Source organism: Xanthomonas sp. NCPPB 1826 (assembly GCF_056725285.1).
Window position 1 is genome coordinate 2084923 of the sequence record NZ_CM161521.1, and the last position, 14717, is coordinate 2099639.

Annotated in this window: 12 protein-coding genes; 7 read left to right on the plus strand and 5 right to left on the minus strand. The window is 66.4% G+C overall.

The window, feature by feature from the left end; genetic code table 11:
* Nucleotides 1-54: 54 nt before the first annotated feature.
* Nucleotides 55-1752 (plus strand): ATP-binding cassette domain-containing protein, encoded by a 1698-nt coding sequence (locus AC1PLA_RS09105; protein WP_481106181.1) that lies wholly within the window; start codon nt 55-57, stop codon nt 1750-1752.
* Between the two features lie 32 nt (nt 1753-1784).
* Here the strand turns inward: AC1PLA_RS09105 and AC1PLA_RS09110 are convergent, their stop codons facing one another.
* Nucleotides 1785-3194 (minus strand): MFS transporter, encoded by a 1410-nt coding sequence (locus AC1PLA_RS09110; RefSeq protein WP_481106034.1) that lies wholly within the window; start codon nt 3192-3194, stop codon nt 1785-1787.
* A 367-nt stretch (nt 3195-3561) separates the two neighbouring features.
* On the opposite strand from AC1PLA_RS09110, the gene AC1PLA_RS09115 reads away from it, so the two are divergent.
* Nucleotides 3562-4563, plus strand: a complete 1002-nt coding sequence (locus AC1PLA_RS09115) for an LLM class flavin-dependent oxidoreductase (protein ID WP_481106035.1) — start codon at nt 3562-3564, stop codon at nt 4561-4563.
* Nucleotides 4564-4623: 60 nt separating this feature from the next.
* A complete protein-coding gene (locus tag AC1PLA_RS09120; RefSeq protein ID WP_016902069.1) occupies nt 4624-5124 on the plus strand; it encodes a pyridoxamine 5'-phosphate oxidase family protein in 501 nt (166 codons plus the stop codon).
* 31 nt (nt 5125-5155) lie between these two features.
* Here AC1PLA_RS09120 and AC1PLA_RS09125 read toward each other — a convergent pair whose 3' ends face one another.
* Nucleotides 5156-5827: an exopolysaccharide biosynthesis protein gene (locus AC1PLA_RS09125; protein WP_172454141.1), complete on the minus strand. Its 672-nt coding sequence runs from the start codon at nt 5825-5827 to the stop codon at nt 5156-5158.
* Nucleotides 5811-7151 (minus strand): hemolysin family protein, encoded by a 1341-nt coding sequence (locus AC1PLA_RS09130; RefSeq protein ID WP_016902067.1) that lies wholly within the window; start codon nt 7149-7151, stop codon nt 5811-5813. The genes AC1PLA_RS09125 and AC1PLA_RS09130 overlap by 17 nt, the downstream gene beginning before the upstream one ends.
* A 274-nt stretch (nt 7152-7425) precedes the next feature.
* Here AC1PLA_RS09130 and AC1PLA_RS09135 point away from each other — a divergent pair, with 274 nt between their 5' ends.
* The 3 genes from AC1PLA_RS09135 to AC1PLA_RS09145 all read left to right on the plus strand — a co-directional run bounded on the left by AC1PLA_RS09135 (nt 7426) and on the right by AC1PLA_RS09145 (nt 10072).
* Nucleotides 7426-8052 (plus strand): DUF47 domain-containing protein, encoded by a 627-nt coding sequence (locus AC1PLA_RS09135; RefSeq protein ID WP_016902066.1) that lies wholly within the window; start codon nt 7426-7428, stop codon nt 8050-8052.
* Nucleotides 8053-8061: 9 nt separating this feature from the next.
* Nucleotides 8062-9189 carry an inorganic phosphate transporter gene (locus AC1PLA_RS09140; RefSeq protein WP_481106036.1) on the plus strand — a complete coding sequence of 376 codons (1128 nt, stop codon included), beginning with the start codon at nt 8062-8064 and terminating at the stop codon, nt 9187-9189.
* Between the two features lie 121 nt (nt 9190-9310).
* The gene (locus AC1PLA_RS09145) at nt 9311-10072 is read left to right on the plus strand and encodes a YdcF family protein (protein ID WP_481106037.1); all 762 of its coding nucleotides are present in this window, start codon (nt 9311-9313) and stop codon (nt 10070-10072) included.
* A 261-nt stretch (nt 10073-10333) separates the two neighbouring features.
* On the opposite strand, the gene AC1PLA_RS09150 is transcribed toward AC1PLA_RS09145, so the two are convergent.
* Nucleotides 10334-11836 (minus strand): S10 family peptidase, encoded by a 1503-nt coding sequence (locus tag AC1PLA_RS09150; protein WP_481106038.1) that lies wholly within the window; start codon nt 11834-11836, stop codon nt 10334-10336.
* Between the two features lie 472 nt (nt 11837-12308).
* On the minus strand, nt 12309-14198 hold the full coding sequence (gene parE, locus AC1PLA_RS09155; protein ID WP_016902062.1) for a DNA topoisomerase IV subunit B: 1890 nt from the start codon (nt 14196-14198) through the stop codon (nt 12309-12311).
* Between the two features lie 162 nt (nt 14199-14360).
* On the opposite strand from parE, the gene AC1PLA_RS09160 reads away from it, so the two are divergent.
* Nucleotides 14361-14609 (plus strand): hypothetical protein, encoded by a 249-nt coding sequence (locus tag AC1PLA_RS09160; RefSeq protein WP_481106039.1) that lies wholly within the window; start codon nt 14361-14363, stop codon nt 14607-14609.
* Nucleotides 14610-14717: the final 108 nt, after the last annotated feature.

Consider the following 14717-nt stretch of genomic DNA (forward strand, 5'->3'; position numbering starts at 1 on the left):
CCACCGTGAGGGTCAGGCGTGACTGAGATGCGCGCGGCTGCAGACCGCAAGCCCATGGGCGCGCTATGGCGCGATTTCGTCGGCACGCTGGTGCCGGCGGATGTTTCGACCATCGCACTCTATGTCGGCTTGTCGCTGCTGGCCGCACTGGCCGGCAGCCTGGTCGCGGTCAGCCTGGTGCCGCTGGTGCAGCCTGGTCATGCCGTCCGCCTGGCCGGCTACGCGCTGGCTTCAGCGGATGGTCTGGCGATGCAGGTGGCGCTGTTTGCCGGTGTCAGCCTGGTGTTTGCCGCACTGCGCTGGCATGGCGCACGGCTGGCCGCACAGCTGACCAGCCGCTACGCGATCGGGCTGCGGCAACGCGTGCATGCGGCGTTGATCGATGCGCCGCTGCCGGCGCTGTCCGGTGCCAGCTCGGCGGAAATCGCCAATGTGCTGACCTACAACATCGAGATCGCCACCCAGGGCTTCAGTGCAGCCTTGCAGCTGCTGGTGGCCGGCATGACCGCACTGGTGAGCATCTGCATCGCGGTCATGATCGCCCCCGCGTTGCTGATGGCGACGCCGTTGCTGCTGGCACTGGCGTGGCTGGGTTTGCGCATCTCCAGCAGCGACGCCCAGGCACGTATCAGCCGCGATTACGTGGCCGACATGACGCAGCTGTTCTGGTTGAGCGAAGATTTCCCGCGTCGCCTGCGGCATGTGCGTTCGTTCCAGCGCGAAGCACTGGAAACCCGCCATTACGAGCGCATTTCCGCACGGCTGGGGCAGGGCTATGCGCAGCAGCAGGCGCTGGTGGCGGGCAGCCGGCTGATGCTCGAAGCCACCGCGGTGGCCGCCATCGCCGGCATCCTGGTGCTGGCCAACCTGTGGCAGGGCGCGGACCGCGCTGCGTTGATCACCGTCAGCCTGCTGCTCGGGCGCCTGCTGCCGTATCTGGTCAGCACTCGCCAGAGCGTGCAGCAACTGCGCTCGGCGTGGCCGGCGTTGCAGCTGTGGCGGCGCTATGTGGCGCTGGGCACAACGCGTCCGCCGGCGTCGGCCGCACCGGCCCAGCCGTTGCCGGCCGCCCTGCATCTCGAACACATCGGCCTGGCACCGCCGTTGCCCAGGCTCGCTCTCGATCCGCTGCTGTTGCTGCCCGGCGAACTGACCTTGGTCGTCGGTCCCTCCGGCATCGGCAAGAGCAGTCTGATGGACGTGCTCTCGGGTCAGACCCCGCCTGCGCAGTTCACCGCGCACATGGCCGGGCGCCGGCTGGATTTCACCGCGTATCGCGCCCTGGTGCGGCATGGCGCCTACCTGGGCCAGGGGGTGCGGCCGTGGCAGCGCACGGTCCGCGCCTGTCTGGACTGGGCATTGCCCGGCACCAGCGATGCACGCATGTGGCAGGTGCTGGCCGACGTCGGCCTGGGCGCGCGTCTGCAGCGCGACGGGCAAGGCCTGGACAGCCCGATCAACGGCCCGGATGGGCGCCTGTCCGGTGGCGAAGCGCAGCGCCTGCTGCTGGCGCAGGTGCTGTTGCGCAAGCCGACCCTGGCGGTGCTGGACGAGGCCACCAGCGCACTGGATGCAGAGGCCGAACAGCAGGTGTTGTGCATGCTGCGGCAACGCCTGCCGCAGACCGTGCTGGTGGTGGTCTCGCATCGCACCAGCCTGGCCGCAGTAGCCGATCGCACTGTTGTCTTGGGCACCGCAGTTGCCGCGCAGACCGCTGCCCACGCCGATGCGGTTGCAAGCTCAGACGCGTGATGCCAGATGGCGTGCTCGCGTTGGCAGCGCGATCAGCCGGCAATCTCTTCCAGCGCCCGATTGCGCGTGCGCGGGCCCAATAGCGCAATCACGCTGGCCAAGATCGACATGCTGATCACGATAAAGGCCAGCACGCCATTGCTGCCGACTTGGGCGAGTAGCCAACCGATCAGCACGCTGCTCACCGCCGTGGAAAGACGGCTGAAGGAATAGCAAAAGCCCACCGCCCGCGCGCGCAAGCCGGTGGGGAACAGCTCGGCCTGATAGCCGTGATAGGCAAAGCTCATCCAGGCATTGCAGAACGCGATCATCGCCCCGCACAACACCATGCCGAGCGCCTGATGCTGCAGCGAAAACAGCACGCCGAACAGCACTGCGCCCAGGGCCGATGCGGTGATCTGCCATTTGTTCTCCCAGCGCTGCGCAAAGCGCAGCAACAGCAGCGGCGCCAGCGGGTAGGCCAGCGAAATCGCAAAGGAATAGGCCAGGCTCTTGGTCACGCCGGTGCCTTGCGCCGAGATCAATGCCGGCAACCAGTTGCCGAAGCCGAAGAAGCCGATCGCCTGAAAGATATGGAATACCACCAGCATGCCGATGCGCCCGCGATACGGCGCACGCCACAGCATCGCGGTCTGCATGTCGCCGGCCGGCGAGGGGGCAACCGGCTGCGGTGCGGCCAGGGGCGCACCCAGATCGCGCGCGCAGCGCGTTTCGAGCTGGGTCAAGACCGCATCGGCTTCGGCATGGCGTCCCTGCGCCGCCAGCCAGCGGGCCGATTCCGGCAATCGGCTGCGCAACCACCAGATCGCCAGCGCAAACACACCGCTCAGCAGCACCACCCAGCGCCAGCCGCTCACCCCCAGCGGTGCGTGCGGCACCAGCAGCCAGGCAGTCAGCGCCACCGCAGGCACCGCCAGAAACTGTACGAAGAATGCAAACGCGAATGCGGCACTGCGCATATGCCGCGGCACCAGCTCGGACAGATAGGTATCGATGGTGACCAGCTCGATGCCCAGGCCGATCCCGACCACCAAGCGCAGCACGATGACCCCGGTGGCGGTGTGCTGCAGGCCCATCGCCACGGTCGCGGCGGTGTACCAGATCAGGGCAAAGGTGAACACCGGACGGCGCCCGAAGCGGTCGGCGAACGGACTCAGCAGGGCCGCGCCGACGAACAGGCCCAGAAACGTCGCCGCCGCAAACGCGGCCTGGTCGGACATGCCGAACGCGCCATCGGCAGCGCTGGCAAAGATGCCGTCGCGGATCAGCCCGGGGCTGATGTAGGCGGTCTGGAACAGGTCGTACAACTCGAAAAATCCACCCAGCGCGAGCAGGCCGACCAGCCGCCACAGCGTGGCGCTGGCCGGCAGCCGATCGATCCGCGCGGCGATGTGCACGGTGGCGGAAGCGGGGTCAAGCGGAGCGGTCGAAGCCATCGTCATGCAGGCGCTGCTAATGCGGTGTCCATCATAGCCAGCAGCCCTGTCACCCGGTGCCCGCGCTTCGCGGTCAGGCAACTGCATTCGCAGGCGATCCGCCGAGCGCCAGACATCAACAGCCATCGTGCACAGCGTGAAGCCCCTCTCTCCGAGGCGAATGCATGGCTTGCGCGCCATTACCGCGCCTGCATTGCAGCGCCTGTGCAACGAGGCGCGGGCCTGGGCACGGAGCGGGGCGGTGGCCAGCTGCAGATCCTCCCGTTGTTTGACCACTGGAATGCTGTAATCCCCCCAGCGCCACCTGGGCAGGTGGCAAAGCCGCCTGGCCAGCCCCATCTCTTGCACATCACTCATTCCCCGGAGTCATCCGATGACGCCCATTTCCGTGCTCGACTTGGCGCCGGTCTGCGAAGGCAGCGACACCACCCACGCCTTCGCCAACATGCTCGATCTGGCCCAGCACGCCGAGCGCTGGGGCTACCAGCGTTACTGGCTGGCCGAGCATCACAACATGCCGGGCATCGCCAGCGCCGCCACCGCGGTGCTGATCGGCCACGTCGCCGGCGGCACCAAGACCATCCGCGTCGGCGCCGGCGGCATCATGCTGCCCAACCATGCGCCGCTGCAGGTGGCCGAACAGTTCGGCACGCTGGCCTCGCTGTACCCGCAGCGCATCGACCTGGGCCTGGGCCGTGCGCCCGGCACCGACCAGCCGACCGCGCGCGCCCTGCGTCGCTATTTCGACAGCGCCGACCATTTCCCGCAGGACGTGGCCGAGCTGTTGCGCTACTTCGCGCCGGTGGTGCCGGGGCAGCTGGTGCAGGCAGTTCCGGGGGGCGGTCTCGACGTGCCGGTGTGGCTGCTGGGTTCCAGCCTGTTCAGTGCGCGGCTGGCCGCGGCGATGGGCTTGTCGTTTGCGTTCGCCTCGCATTTCGCGCCTGACGCGATGGACGAGGCGGTCGCGATCTACCGCCGCGAGTTCCGTCCGTCCGCGCAGTTGGCCAAGCCGTACGTGATGCTGGCCTTGAATGTGGTGGCTGCGGAAACCGAAGCGCAAGCACGCCGCCTGTTCACCACCCAGCAGCAGAGCTTCGTCAACCTGCGTCGCGGCAAGCCGGGCAAGATTCCCGCGCCGATCGACGACATCGACAGCTTTTGGCAGCCGCACGAGCGTGCCGGCGTGGAGCGAGCGTTGGCGTGCACGGTGCTGGGCGATGCGGAGCAGATCGCCCAGGGCGTGGCCGAGTTCATCGAGCGCCACACCCCGGACGAACTGCTGTTCACCGCCAACATCTACGACCATGCCGCGCGTTTGCGTTCGTTCGAAATCGCCGCCGTGGCCTGCCGCGAACTGGACGTGACTCCTGCGTGATTCACGTCGCTTTGCGCGGCGATCCGCTCAGATGCATGCACCTCCATTGGGAACACCAGCATGCAATTTCAGGAACGCAGCGAGAGCATCAAGCAGTTGGCGGAATTGATCCGCGGCGTGGACATCGCGATGTTCACGACCGTGTCGGCCGACGGCAAGTTGGTGAGCCGGCCGTTGGGAACGCAGGAAGTCGAATTCGATGGCGACCTGTGGTTCGCCACCGCCGCCGACAGCCCCAAGGTGGCCGAAATCGCCGCCGATCCGCGCGTCAACGTGGCCTATGCCTCGGCCTCGAAGAACAGCTACGTATCGGTCGCCGGTACCGCACGCGTGGTCGATGACCGCGCCAAGATCGAGCAGCTGTGGTCGCCGGCGATGAAGGTGTTCTTCCCAGGTGGCAAGGACGACCCGAACCTGCGCCTGATCCATGTGCGCGCCGAGTCGGCCGAGTACTGGGATGGCCCGAGCGGGCTGCTCGGCAAGGCGCTGTACTTCGTGATGACGGCCGTGACCGACGATACCGGCAGCCTGTCGGACAACCGCGTGGTCGATCTGAAGTAACTGCGCTCCAGGTGCGCCGGCCGTCGCGCGCTCAGCGCCAGGCGGCCGGCCACCAACCGCGGATCAGGTCCAGCAACTGGTCCGAGGTGACGCCGAACACCGCCACCGAGATCAGCGCAGCGGCCCAGCCCACCAGCAGCAATGCGCCGTCGCGCTCTAGCAGAGCCAGCGCAAACAGCAGCAGGATCAGCCCGAAGATGTAGTTGGTGAAGGGAATCGGCAGCGTCAACAGGATGCCGACCAGCACCAGCAGCACGCCGGTGAACATCTGCGCCGGCATCCGGTCCAGCATGCCGTGCAGGCGTGGCTTGAGCAGCCGGTCCAGGCGCTGCAGCGTCGGCGCAAGCCGCGCAACGAAACGCTGGCTGGTGCTGCGGCGCGGCCCGCGATCGCCGATGAAACGCGGCACCCATGGCTTGCGCAGGCAGCACATCATCTGCAGCCCGATCAACACCGTCAGCGGGCCACTGATGCCGCCGGCCACGCCGGGAATCGGAATGAACGACGGCAGGATCGCCAGGAACAGGAACACCCCGAATGCGCTCTGCTGCAGATCGGCCAGGATCTCGCGCACCCGCAGCACATGCTCCGGATCGCCCTCGCTGAAGGCCGCCAGCAGGCTGCGGATGCCTTCGTTGCGATAGCGCATCTGCGCGCCGTCCGCTCCATCCGAGGGCGGTACGCGGTTATCCGACGATGTCATCGCTGCCCTCGTCGCTGACGCGGCTCAGCAGCAGCTTGTCCACGCGTGCGCCATCCAGGTCGACGATCTCGATGCGCCAGCCGGCCCAATCGAAGAATTCGCCCGCCTGCGGAATGCGCCCGAAATAGTAGATGCACAGGCCGGCGAGGGTGTGGTAGTCGCCTTCGTCGGCCTCCGGCAGTTCGGCACCCAGCACTTCGCGCAGTTCCTCTACCGGCAACGAGCCGTCGATCAGCAGCGAGCCGTCGGCGCGCGTGACCACCAGCGCGTCCTCGTCGGTGTTTTCTACCGCCTGCAGGCGGCCCACCACCGCGCCCATCAGGTCGCTAATGGTCACCAGCCCGCGGATTTCGCCGTATTCGTCCACCACCAGCGCCATCGACTGCTGTTCTTCGCGGAAGATCTCCAGCAGCTTCATCGCATGCGTGGATTCGGACACGAACAAGGTGTCGCGCAGCGCCTGGAACAGCTGCGCGCCGTGTCCGTCCATGCGCGTGACCAGCGACTTGACCTCCAGCACGCCGGCGATGTCCTGGTCGCTGCCGCGGTAGACCGGGTAACGCGAGAATTCGTGTTCGCGCATCACCAGCAGATTGCGCTCCGGCTCGGCATTGGCATCCAGCCAGGCGATGCGGTTGCGCGGCGTCATCAGGCTGTCGGCGGTGCGGTCGCCCAGCCGCATCACGCGGTTCATCATGTCGCGCTCGTGTGCATCGATCACGCCGGCCTCGTGGCTTTCGGCCACCAGCATGCGGATCTCCTCTTCGGTCACCGATGCCGATTCGTCCTTGCCCATGCCGAGCATGCGCAGCACCAGCCGGGTCGAGCGCGCCAGCACCCACACGCCGGGCGCGGCGATCTTTGCCAGCCACGCCATCGGCACCGCGACCACCCCGGCGATGTCTTCGGAGTTGCGCAGCGCCAGCCGCTTGGGCACCAGCTCGCCGAAGATCAGCGTCAGGAAGGTGATCAGCGCCACCGCCAGCGTGCTGCCGATCACCACCGAATACGGGCGCGGCTTGCCGACTAGCTCGAACGAGGCCGACAGCGCCGGGAACAGCCCCTGCAGCCAGCTGCTGATGGCCTCGCCGATCGCCTCGCCACCGAACACGCCGGTGAGGATGCCGATCAGGGTGATGCCGATCTGCACCGTGGACAGGAAGTTTTCCGGGCTTTCGGCCAGCGCCAGGGCGCGGGCGGCGCGCTTGCTGGAGCCGGCCATCTGCTTCAGCCGGCTCTTGCGCGAGGTCATCAGGGACATTTCCGACATCGCGAAGAAGCCGTTCAACAGGATCAGCGCGATGACGATCAGAAACTCAACCACGGGCGTCTTCCCCGGTCAGTGAAGGGGAGGGCGGGCGAGCACTGGGTTGGCCGGCGCGCACAGGGGCGGGGCGGCAACGGGGGAATATAGGGTCGTCTTCCATAGGGTGCACCCGAGGGCGCGGGAGCATGTTAGCAAACCACAGGGTGGTTCGAGCCGGGAAATGCCGATGTGAAGGCCGCCCGCGCCGCCGAGATACCCAGACAGGTCATGGAACGGTCATAATTCGCGCTTGGCGTCCGTCTCTCCCTCGACGGCAGGAAGTTTTCCACCCATGTTCTCGTTGCAGACCATCTTCGGCTCCGGCAAGCAGTTCTATGCGCTTCTGAACGAAGCGGCGCAGGCCGCCTACGACAGCACCAAGGCCTTGCACGCCATGATGCGCACGTCCGACCGCCAACCCGCGCTGGACGCCTTCAAGCTGGCGCGCCTGCGCGAACGCGCCGCCTCGGACAAGATCGGCCAGGCGCTGGTGGACAGCTTCATGACCCCGATCGAGCGCGAGGACATCGAAGCGCTGGGCTCGGCGCTGTACAAGATTCCCAAGCAGGTCGAGAAGTTCGCCGACCGCTACTCGCTGGCCACCAAGCATCTGGAGCACATCGACTTCGCCCCGCGCGCGGCGATGCTGGAACAGGCCGCCGCGGTGGTGGTGGAGATGGTGGCCGACCTGCCGCAGATGAACATCGATCGCATGACCGCGCTCAACGACAAGCTGCGCATGCTGGAAAACGAGGCCGACCGGCTGATGCTTGAGCTGTACCGCGACATCTATTCCGGCCGCCTGGACACGCTGCAGATGTTCCTGCTCAAGGAATTCTTCGAGATTCTGGAAAAGGCCATCGACCGGTGCCGTGAGGCAGGGGTGGTGGTGTACCAGATCGTATTGAAGAACAGCTGAGGTCGCCGCGTGCTTACCCTAGTTCTGGTGGTGATCCTGGCGGCGTTGGTGTTCGAGTTCATCAACGGCTTCCACGACACCGCCAACTCCATCGCCACCGTGGTCGCCACCAAGGTGCTGTCGCCGGGCTGGGCGGTGATGCTGGCCGCCGGCATGAACCTGATCGGCGCGCTCACCGGCACTGCGGTGGCATTGACGATCGCCTCCGGTTTGCTCAATACCGACGTGGTCGAAGTCACCCCGCAAGTGATCCTGTGCGCGCTGCTGGGCGGCATCATCTGGAACCTGATCACCTGGTGGAAGGGCCTGCCGTCGTCGTCCTCGCACGCCCTGATCGGCGGGCTGTGCGGCGCCGGCCTGGCGGCCGCGCACAACAACTGGAACGCCTTGATCTGGTCGGAAAACATCGGTAACTGGGCCAAGAACAAGGGCCTGTTGTGGAAGGTGTTCGTGCCGATGATCACCTCGCCGATCGCCGGCTTCCTGCTTGGCATCGTGGTGATGCTGCTGCTGTGGGCAATCATCGCCGGCATGGCCCGGCTGGGCGGGCCGATCGGGCGGCTGGCGCGTCCGCGCTGGGTCAATGCGTTCTTCGGCAAGGCGCAGATCGCCTCGGCCGCCTACATGGGCTATGCCCACGGCCATAACGACGCGCAGAAGACCATGGGCATCATCGCCATGACCCTGATCGGCGCGCAGTCGGCCGGTGCGCTGGACGATCTGCCGAGCTGGCTGTCGTTCCTGCATCCGGGCACCGGCCTGGCCGCGGGCGCCGGCATTCCGATTTGGATCGTGCTGACCTGTGCGGTGGTGATGGCCGCCGGCACCGCCTCGGGCGGCTGGAAGATCATCAAGACGCTCGGCCACAAGATGGTCAAGCTGCATCCCATCCACGGCTTTGCCGCAGAAACCAGCTCGGCCACCGTGCTGACCGTGGCCGCGCACTTCGGCATGCCGGTGTCGACCACGCACAGCATTTCCACCGCGATCATGGGCGTGGGCTTTGCCAAGAACCCGCGCTCGCTGCGGCTAGGTGTGATCGAGCGCATCGTCTGGGCCTGGATCCTGACCATCCCGGCCGCCGGCGGAGTGGCGTATCTGATCCTGCGCTGCTTCGAATGGTTCGGCTGGACCTGAGCGATGTCGCGCTGTGGTCACCTCGGTGGGCGAGCATGCGCGCCCACCGCGGCATGTGCTGTTGTAGGTCATGCCGTTCGACTCTGATGTGCCAACGCGTCCTGCCTGAGGAAACGCGCCGATGATGCTTGCGCTGGTGTGCGTGCTGTTCTTGCTGTCCTGGCTGATCGGCCGCCGGCGCTGGCTGCGCACTGCGCGTGCGCTGGCAGCGGCCACATTGGCGTTGCTGCTGCTGGTGGGCTGCGGCCCGTTGGCGAGCTGGATGCTGCACGGGCTGCAGCAGACCGGCGTCAACGATTTCAACGACTGGCGTGCACGCAACATGATCGTGCTGCTGGGCGCGGGCACGGTGCGGCCGGATGGCCCCGACGCCACCGCCGAGGCCAACATGTTTGCCTATGGCCGCATCGTCGAGTCGGCGCGGCTGTACCGGCAGTGCCGTGCGCATGGCGGCGACTGCAAGATCGAGATCAGCGGCGGCGACGCGCGCGGGCTGGGGCTGTCCGAGGCGGTGGTGTATCGAAAGGTGCTGATCGGGCTGGGCATCGCCCAGGCCGACCTGATCATGGAGCCGTCCAGCATGAACACCTGGCAGAACGCGCAGTTCAGCCAGCCCTTGCTGCGCCAGTACCGCCCCGATCGGGTCGTGTTGGTGTCCTCGGCCACGCATCTGCGGCGTGCCGAGCTGTACTTCCGCCACTTCGGCATCGAAGCCACGCCGGTTCGCTCGGACTGGTTGATCGCGTCCTGGGCGTGGTTGCCGCAGAGCTACAACTTCACCGTGGCCGATGTCGCCTTGCACGAGTACCTGGGCATTGCGCGCTATCGGGTTTACGAGTGGCTGGGGTGGAATGTGGAGGCTGTTCGGGCTGGGGCGTTGTGAATCGGGAATGGTGAATCGGGAATGGGGAATGGTGATTCGGGATTCGGGATTCGGGATTCGTAGCAGCTGGTGCGCTGCCTGATATGTGCGGCTGATTAGCGTCCGACGGCGCTTGCCGCTCCGGATTAACGGGTGGTAAGGAGTGTGCGCGGCGGTCGGGAAGGGGATTGCGCTGCTTGGTGGCAGCGCGGCTGGTTGCGCATTTAGTTGCGGCTGGCGTGATGCATCGCCCGCCGCGTGTGCGGCCGGCGATGGTGGTGCTCAGCGGGTTTCGTACATCGTCTTGACGTCGTTGCGGAACGCGGCCTGGCTGTCGGCGCGGTTGTAGAACATGTGGCCGCCGGGATATTCGCGTACCTGCACGCGCTTGGGGTCGCTGCCCATCGTCGGCATCTGGTCCACTGTCAGCACCGAGCCCATGAACGGGCAGGAGAGATCGTTCCAGCCATGCGCGATCAACACACGCAGCTTGGGGTCGATCGCCACCGACTGGCGCAGCTGGGTGACCGCGCCCTTGCGCAGTTCGTCGTTCCAGTCCCATAGCTTGTTGACGTCGTAATTGAGCGCCTGATAACGCGCATCGACCTTCCAGCCAACCACGCGGGTGACGAAGTCCACCATCGCGGTGGTGGTCGGCGCGATGATGCTGTCCAGCAGCGGGTCGTTGGCACGCTGCTCGGGATCGTTGGGGAAGGGGTCGAACGCGGTCACGTTGGAGTCGTAGCGGCTGCCCAGCTCGCCCTTGTCGCGGAACACCTCGCGCAGGTAGGCCTGGGTTTCCAGGCGCCCGCCGGAGCGGCGCACATAGGTTGCGTCCAGCCCGGTCATGCGGGTGACCTGCTGCAGCATCGCCTCGGTCGCCTGCGGGTCGGTGCGGCCCTTCATCAGCGCCACCGCGTAGTCGCCGCGGGTGTAATCGATCACCTGGCGCATCGCCGTGTCGCTGAGCTGGCCCTGGCGCTCCAGGTGTGCGGCGGCGATCGAGGGCAGCGTCATCATCCAGGCCAGCGGCGACACATCGCTGTTGTCGTCCAGGGTGGGATTGAGATACGGCGACACCAGCACCACGCCGTTCATCGCCACGCCCAGCCGGGTCTGCAGGTACTGGGTGATGCGCGGGCCGCGGAAGCCGCCATAACTTTCGCCGACCAGGTACTTGCGTGCCTGCAGGCGGCGGTTCTTCAGCAGCCAGTCGTAGACCACACGCGAGAGATATTCCACGTCGGCCTGCGGGTTGTAGAACTGCTTCTTGGCCTCGTCGTCGCCGATCAGGGTGCGGCTGAAGCCGGTGCCGACCGGGTCGATGAACACCAGGTCGGTGAAGTCCAGCCAGGTGCCGGGGTTATCGCGCAGCGCCGCCGGCGCGGAAGCGCTGTCGCCTTCGGCGCCGAAACCCACCACCTTGGGTCCGATCGCGCCCATGTTCAGATACACCGACGACGCACCGGGCCCGCCATTCAGCGCGAAGGTCACCGGGCGGTCCTTGCCATCGACGGTGTAGGCGGTGAACACCACCTCGCCGGTGGTCTTGCCCTGCGCATCGCGCACCGGCAGGGTGCCGACGGTTGCGGTGTAACTCAGCGTGCGCCCGCCCACGCGGGTGCTTTGCCGCACGCTGGCATCGGCCGGCAGTGGCGCGGGCTTGGCGACGGCGGCATCGGACTTTGCGTCGGTTTTTGCAGCGTTGTTGTCGGGCGTGTCGGCCAGCGCGGTTCCGCTGAGCAGGACGCAGGCCAGCAGGCTGGCACGGAGAAGGGAGGGCATGAGCATCAGGGGTTCGGCAGGGGAGCGACGATGCTAGGCCGCCGATGGCGTCCGATGGATGTGCACAAAGGCATGTGTGTCGCGCTGACCGACGTGGCCTGCCTGGCTTGGAGCAGCATGTGCCGCTGCAGGCAGCCGTCTGAGCCAAAGGGTGGGGTCTGCGCAGTCCGCTGAAATCCGCGTCGACTGAAAAGAAAACCGGTAACACCTCCTTCTCCCCTCGGGAGAAGCTGCCCCGCAGGGGCGGATGAGGGGCGCCTCAGAGGGATATCACTGCCAGCGATGGCAATCGCGTCGCCACGCGCCACCAGAGTGAATCATCGGCTTCACCCTCACCCCAACTTCCGCTTCGCATCCCCGGCCCGGGCTGGCAGCGCGGGCGCTCGAAGATACCTGCGCACGCAGTGCCTTCTCGCCCCGATGGGGGGGGGCGAAGCTTCCGCTGCTTGGTGTTCTCGGATTTTCAGCGAATTCAAACCTCCAGCGACGCCAGATCGCCCTTGGTCTCCAGCCACTGCTTGCGATCGCCGGCGCGCTTCTTCGCCAGCAGCATGTCCATCAGCGAGCGGGTCTGTTCGCCATCGTCGATGGTCAGCTGCACCAGGCGACGCGTATCCGGGTGGATGGTCGATTCGCGCAGCTGCTGCGGATTCATCTCGCCCAGGCCCTTGAAGCGGGTGACGCTGACCTGGCCCTTGAGCTTCTCGCGCGCGATCTTGTCCAGCAGCGTGGTCTTTTCCTCTTCGTCCAGCGCGTAGAACACCTGCTTGCCCACGTCCACGCGGAACAGCGGCGGCATCGCCACGAACACGTGGCCGGCCGCGACCAGCGCAGGGAAATGCTGCAGGAACAGCGCGGTCAGCAAGGTGGCGATATGCAGGCCGTCGGAGTCCGCATCGGCCAGGATCACCACCTTGCCGTAACGCAGCCCGGTGATGTCGTCCTTGCCCGGATCGCAGCCGATCGCGATCGCCAGGTTGTGCACTTCCTCGGAGGCCAGCACGCTGCCCGATGCCACTTCCCAGGTGTTGAGGATCTTGCCGCGTAGCGGCAGGATCGCCTGGAAGTCCTTGTCGCGGGCCTGCTTGGCCGAGCCGCCGGCCGAGTCGCCCTCGACCAGGAACAATTCGGTACGCGACAGATCCTGGCTGATGCAGTCGGCCAGCTTGCCGGGCAGGGCCGGGCCCTGGGTGACCTTCTTGCGGACAATCTGCTTTTCGGTCTTCAGGCGCGCGCTGGCGCGGTCGATGGCGATCTGCGCGATCTTCTCGCCGATCTCCACGTTCTGATTCAGATACAGGCTGAAGGCATCGTGCGCGGCGCCTTCGATGAAGCCGGCGGCCTGGCGCGAGGACAGCCGCTCCTTGGTCTGCCCGGAGAACTGCGGGTCGGTCATCTTCAGGCTGAGCACGAAGGTGACCCGGTCCCACACGTCTTCCGGCGCCAGCTTGACCCCGCGCGGCAGCAGGTTGCGGAAGTCGCAGAACTCGCGCAGCGCATCTGTCAGTCCCGAACGCAGGCCGTTGACGTGGGTGCCGTGCTGCGCGGTCGGGATCAGGTTGACGTAGCTTTCCTGCACCAGTTCGCCTTCCGGTACCCAGGCCGCGGCCCAGTCGACGATCTCGGTGTCCTTCTTCAGGCTGCCTGCAAACAGGTCGGCCGGCAGCATCTCGTGCTCGGCCATCTCGCCCTTGAGGTAGTCGCGCAGGCCGTTCTCGAAGTACCAGCTGTCCTGCTCGCCGGTGGCCTCGTCATGCAGCTTCACGGTCAGGCCCGGGCACAGCACCGCCTTGGCGCGCAGCAGATGACGCAGCGCGCGCACGTTGAACTTGGGCGTGTCGAAATACTTCGGATCGGCCCAGAAGCGCAGCCGCGTGCCGGTGTTCTTCTTGCCAACGGTGCCGACCACTTCCAGCTTGGAGGCAGCGTGGCCGTCGCGGAACTCCATGCGGTGCTCGCTGCCTTCGCGCTTGATGAACAGCTCGACCTTGGTCGACAGCGCATTGACCACGCTCACGCCCACGCCATGCAGGCCGCCGGAGAAGGTGTAGTTGCGGTTGCTGAACTTGCCGCCGGCATGCAGCCGGGTCAGGATCAGCTCGACACCGGGAATCTTTTCTTCCGGGTGCATGTCCACCGGCATGCCGCGGCCGTCGTCGGACACCTCGCAGCTGCCGTCCTTGTACAGGGTCACTTCGACCTGCCTGGCGTGACCGGCCAGCGCCTCGTCGACCGAGTTGTCGATCACTTCCTGCGCCAGATGGTTCGGGCGCGCAGTGTCGGTATACATGCCAGGGCGGCGTTTGACCGGGTCCAGGCCCGACAGCACTTCAATATCGGCGGCGTTATAACGGGTGTTCATGCATCTCGTTGGCACGTGAAACGACGGGCAAGTGTGGGGGCTGGGCCGATTTTTTGCACGCGACAGGCGTTCAGTGCAGGGCGGGGTGCGGCTGGATACCCTGGCGTTGGATTCGGAACCAAACGTCCCCACCTGAGGATGTCACCGAACCCGGAGGACACCATGAAGTTCAAGCACATCCTGATGCTCACCCTCGGTGCTGCCGCAGTGGCCGCGCTTCCTGCCATGGCCCAGGCCGCTCCCCAGCAGACCGGGCAGGGCGCCGGCGCCAGCGCGCAGAAGGCCGACGACGCCAAGGCCAAGACCGAAGCCGAGCGCAAGGCCGAGCGCCGCGCCGCCTCCGCGGCACACAAGCCCAAAGCCGACGCCGCCACGCGCGAGGAAGAGGAAGAAGAAAAGCCGGCGCGCTGATTCCATCGCGCGACGGCACAACGCCACACGGACGCCCCGGCCTTGGTCGGGGCGTCTGCATTTGCGCGCCAGGCGCAGCGCGTTTTTCGCCGCTGTGACGACATGATC

What these genes read in the sequence shown, in the direction of transcription:
- AC1PLA_RS09105 (WP_481106181.1), top strand. Translation starts at nt 55, where the DNA reads ATGGGCGCGCTATGGCGCGATTTCGTCGGCACGCTGGTGCCGGCGGAT.
- AC1PLA_RS09110 (WP_481106034.1), bottom strand. Translation starts at nt 3,194, where the DNA reads ATGACGATGGCTTCGACCGCTCCGCTTGACCCCGCTTCCGCCACCGTG.
- AC1PLA_RS09115 (WP_481106035.1), top strand. Translation starts at nt 3,562, where the DNA reads ATGACGCCCATTTCCGTGCTCGACTTGGCGCCGGTCTGCGAAGGCAGC.
- AC1PLA_RS09120 (WP_016902069.1), top strand. Translation starts at nt 4,624, where the DNA reads ATGCAATTTCAGGAACGCAGCGAGAGCATCAAGCAGTTGGCGGAATTG.
- AC1PLA_RS09125 (WP_172454141.1), bottom strand. Translation starts at nt 5,827, where the DNA reads ATGACATCGTCGGATAACCGCGTACCGCCCTCGGATGGAGCGGACGGC.
- AC1PLA_RS09135 (WP_016902066.1), top strand. Translation starts at nt 7,426, where the DNA reads ATGTTCTCGTTGCAGACCATCTTCGGCTCCGGCAAGCAGTTCTATGCG.
- AC1PLA_RS09145 (WP_481106037.1), top strand. Translation starts at nt 9,311, where the DNA reads ATGATGCTTGCGCTGGTGTGCGTGCTGTTCTTGCTGTCCTGGCTGATC.
- AC1PLA_RS09150 (WP_481106038.1), bottom strand. Translation starts at nt 11,836, where the DNA reads ATGCCCTCCCTTCTCCGTGCCAGCCTGCTGGCCTGCGTCCTGCTCAGC.
- parE (WP_016902062.1), bottom strand. Translation starts at nt 14,198, where the DNA reads ATGAACACCCGTTATAACGCCGCCGATATTGAAGTGCTGTCGGGCCTG.
- AC1PLA_RS09160 (WP_481106039.1), top strand. Translation starts at nt 14,361, where the DNA reads ATGAAGTTCAAGCACATCCTGATGCTCACCCTCGGTGCTGCCGCAGTG.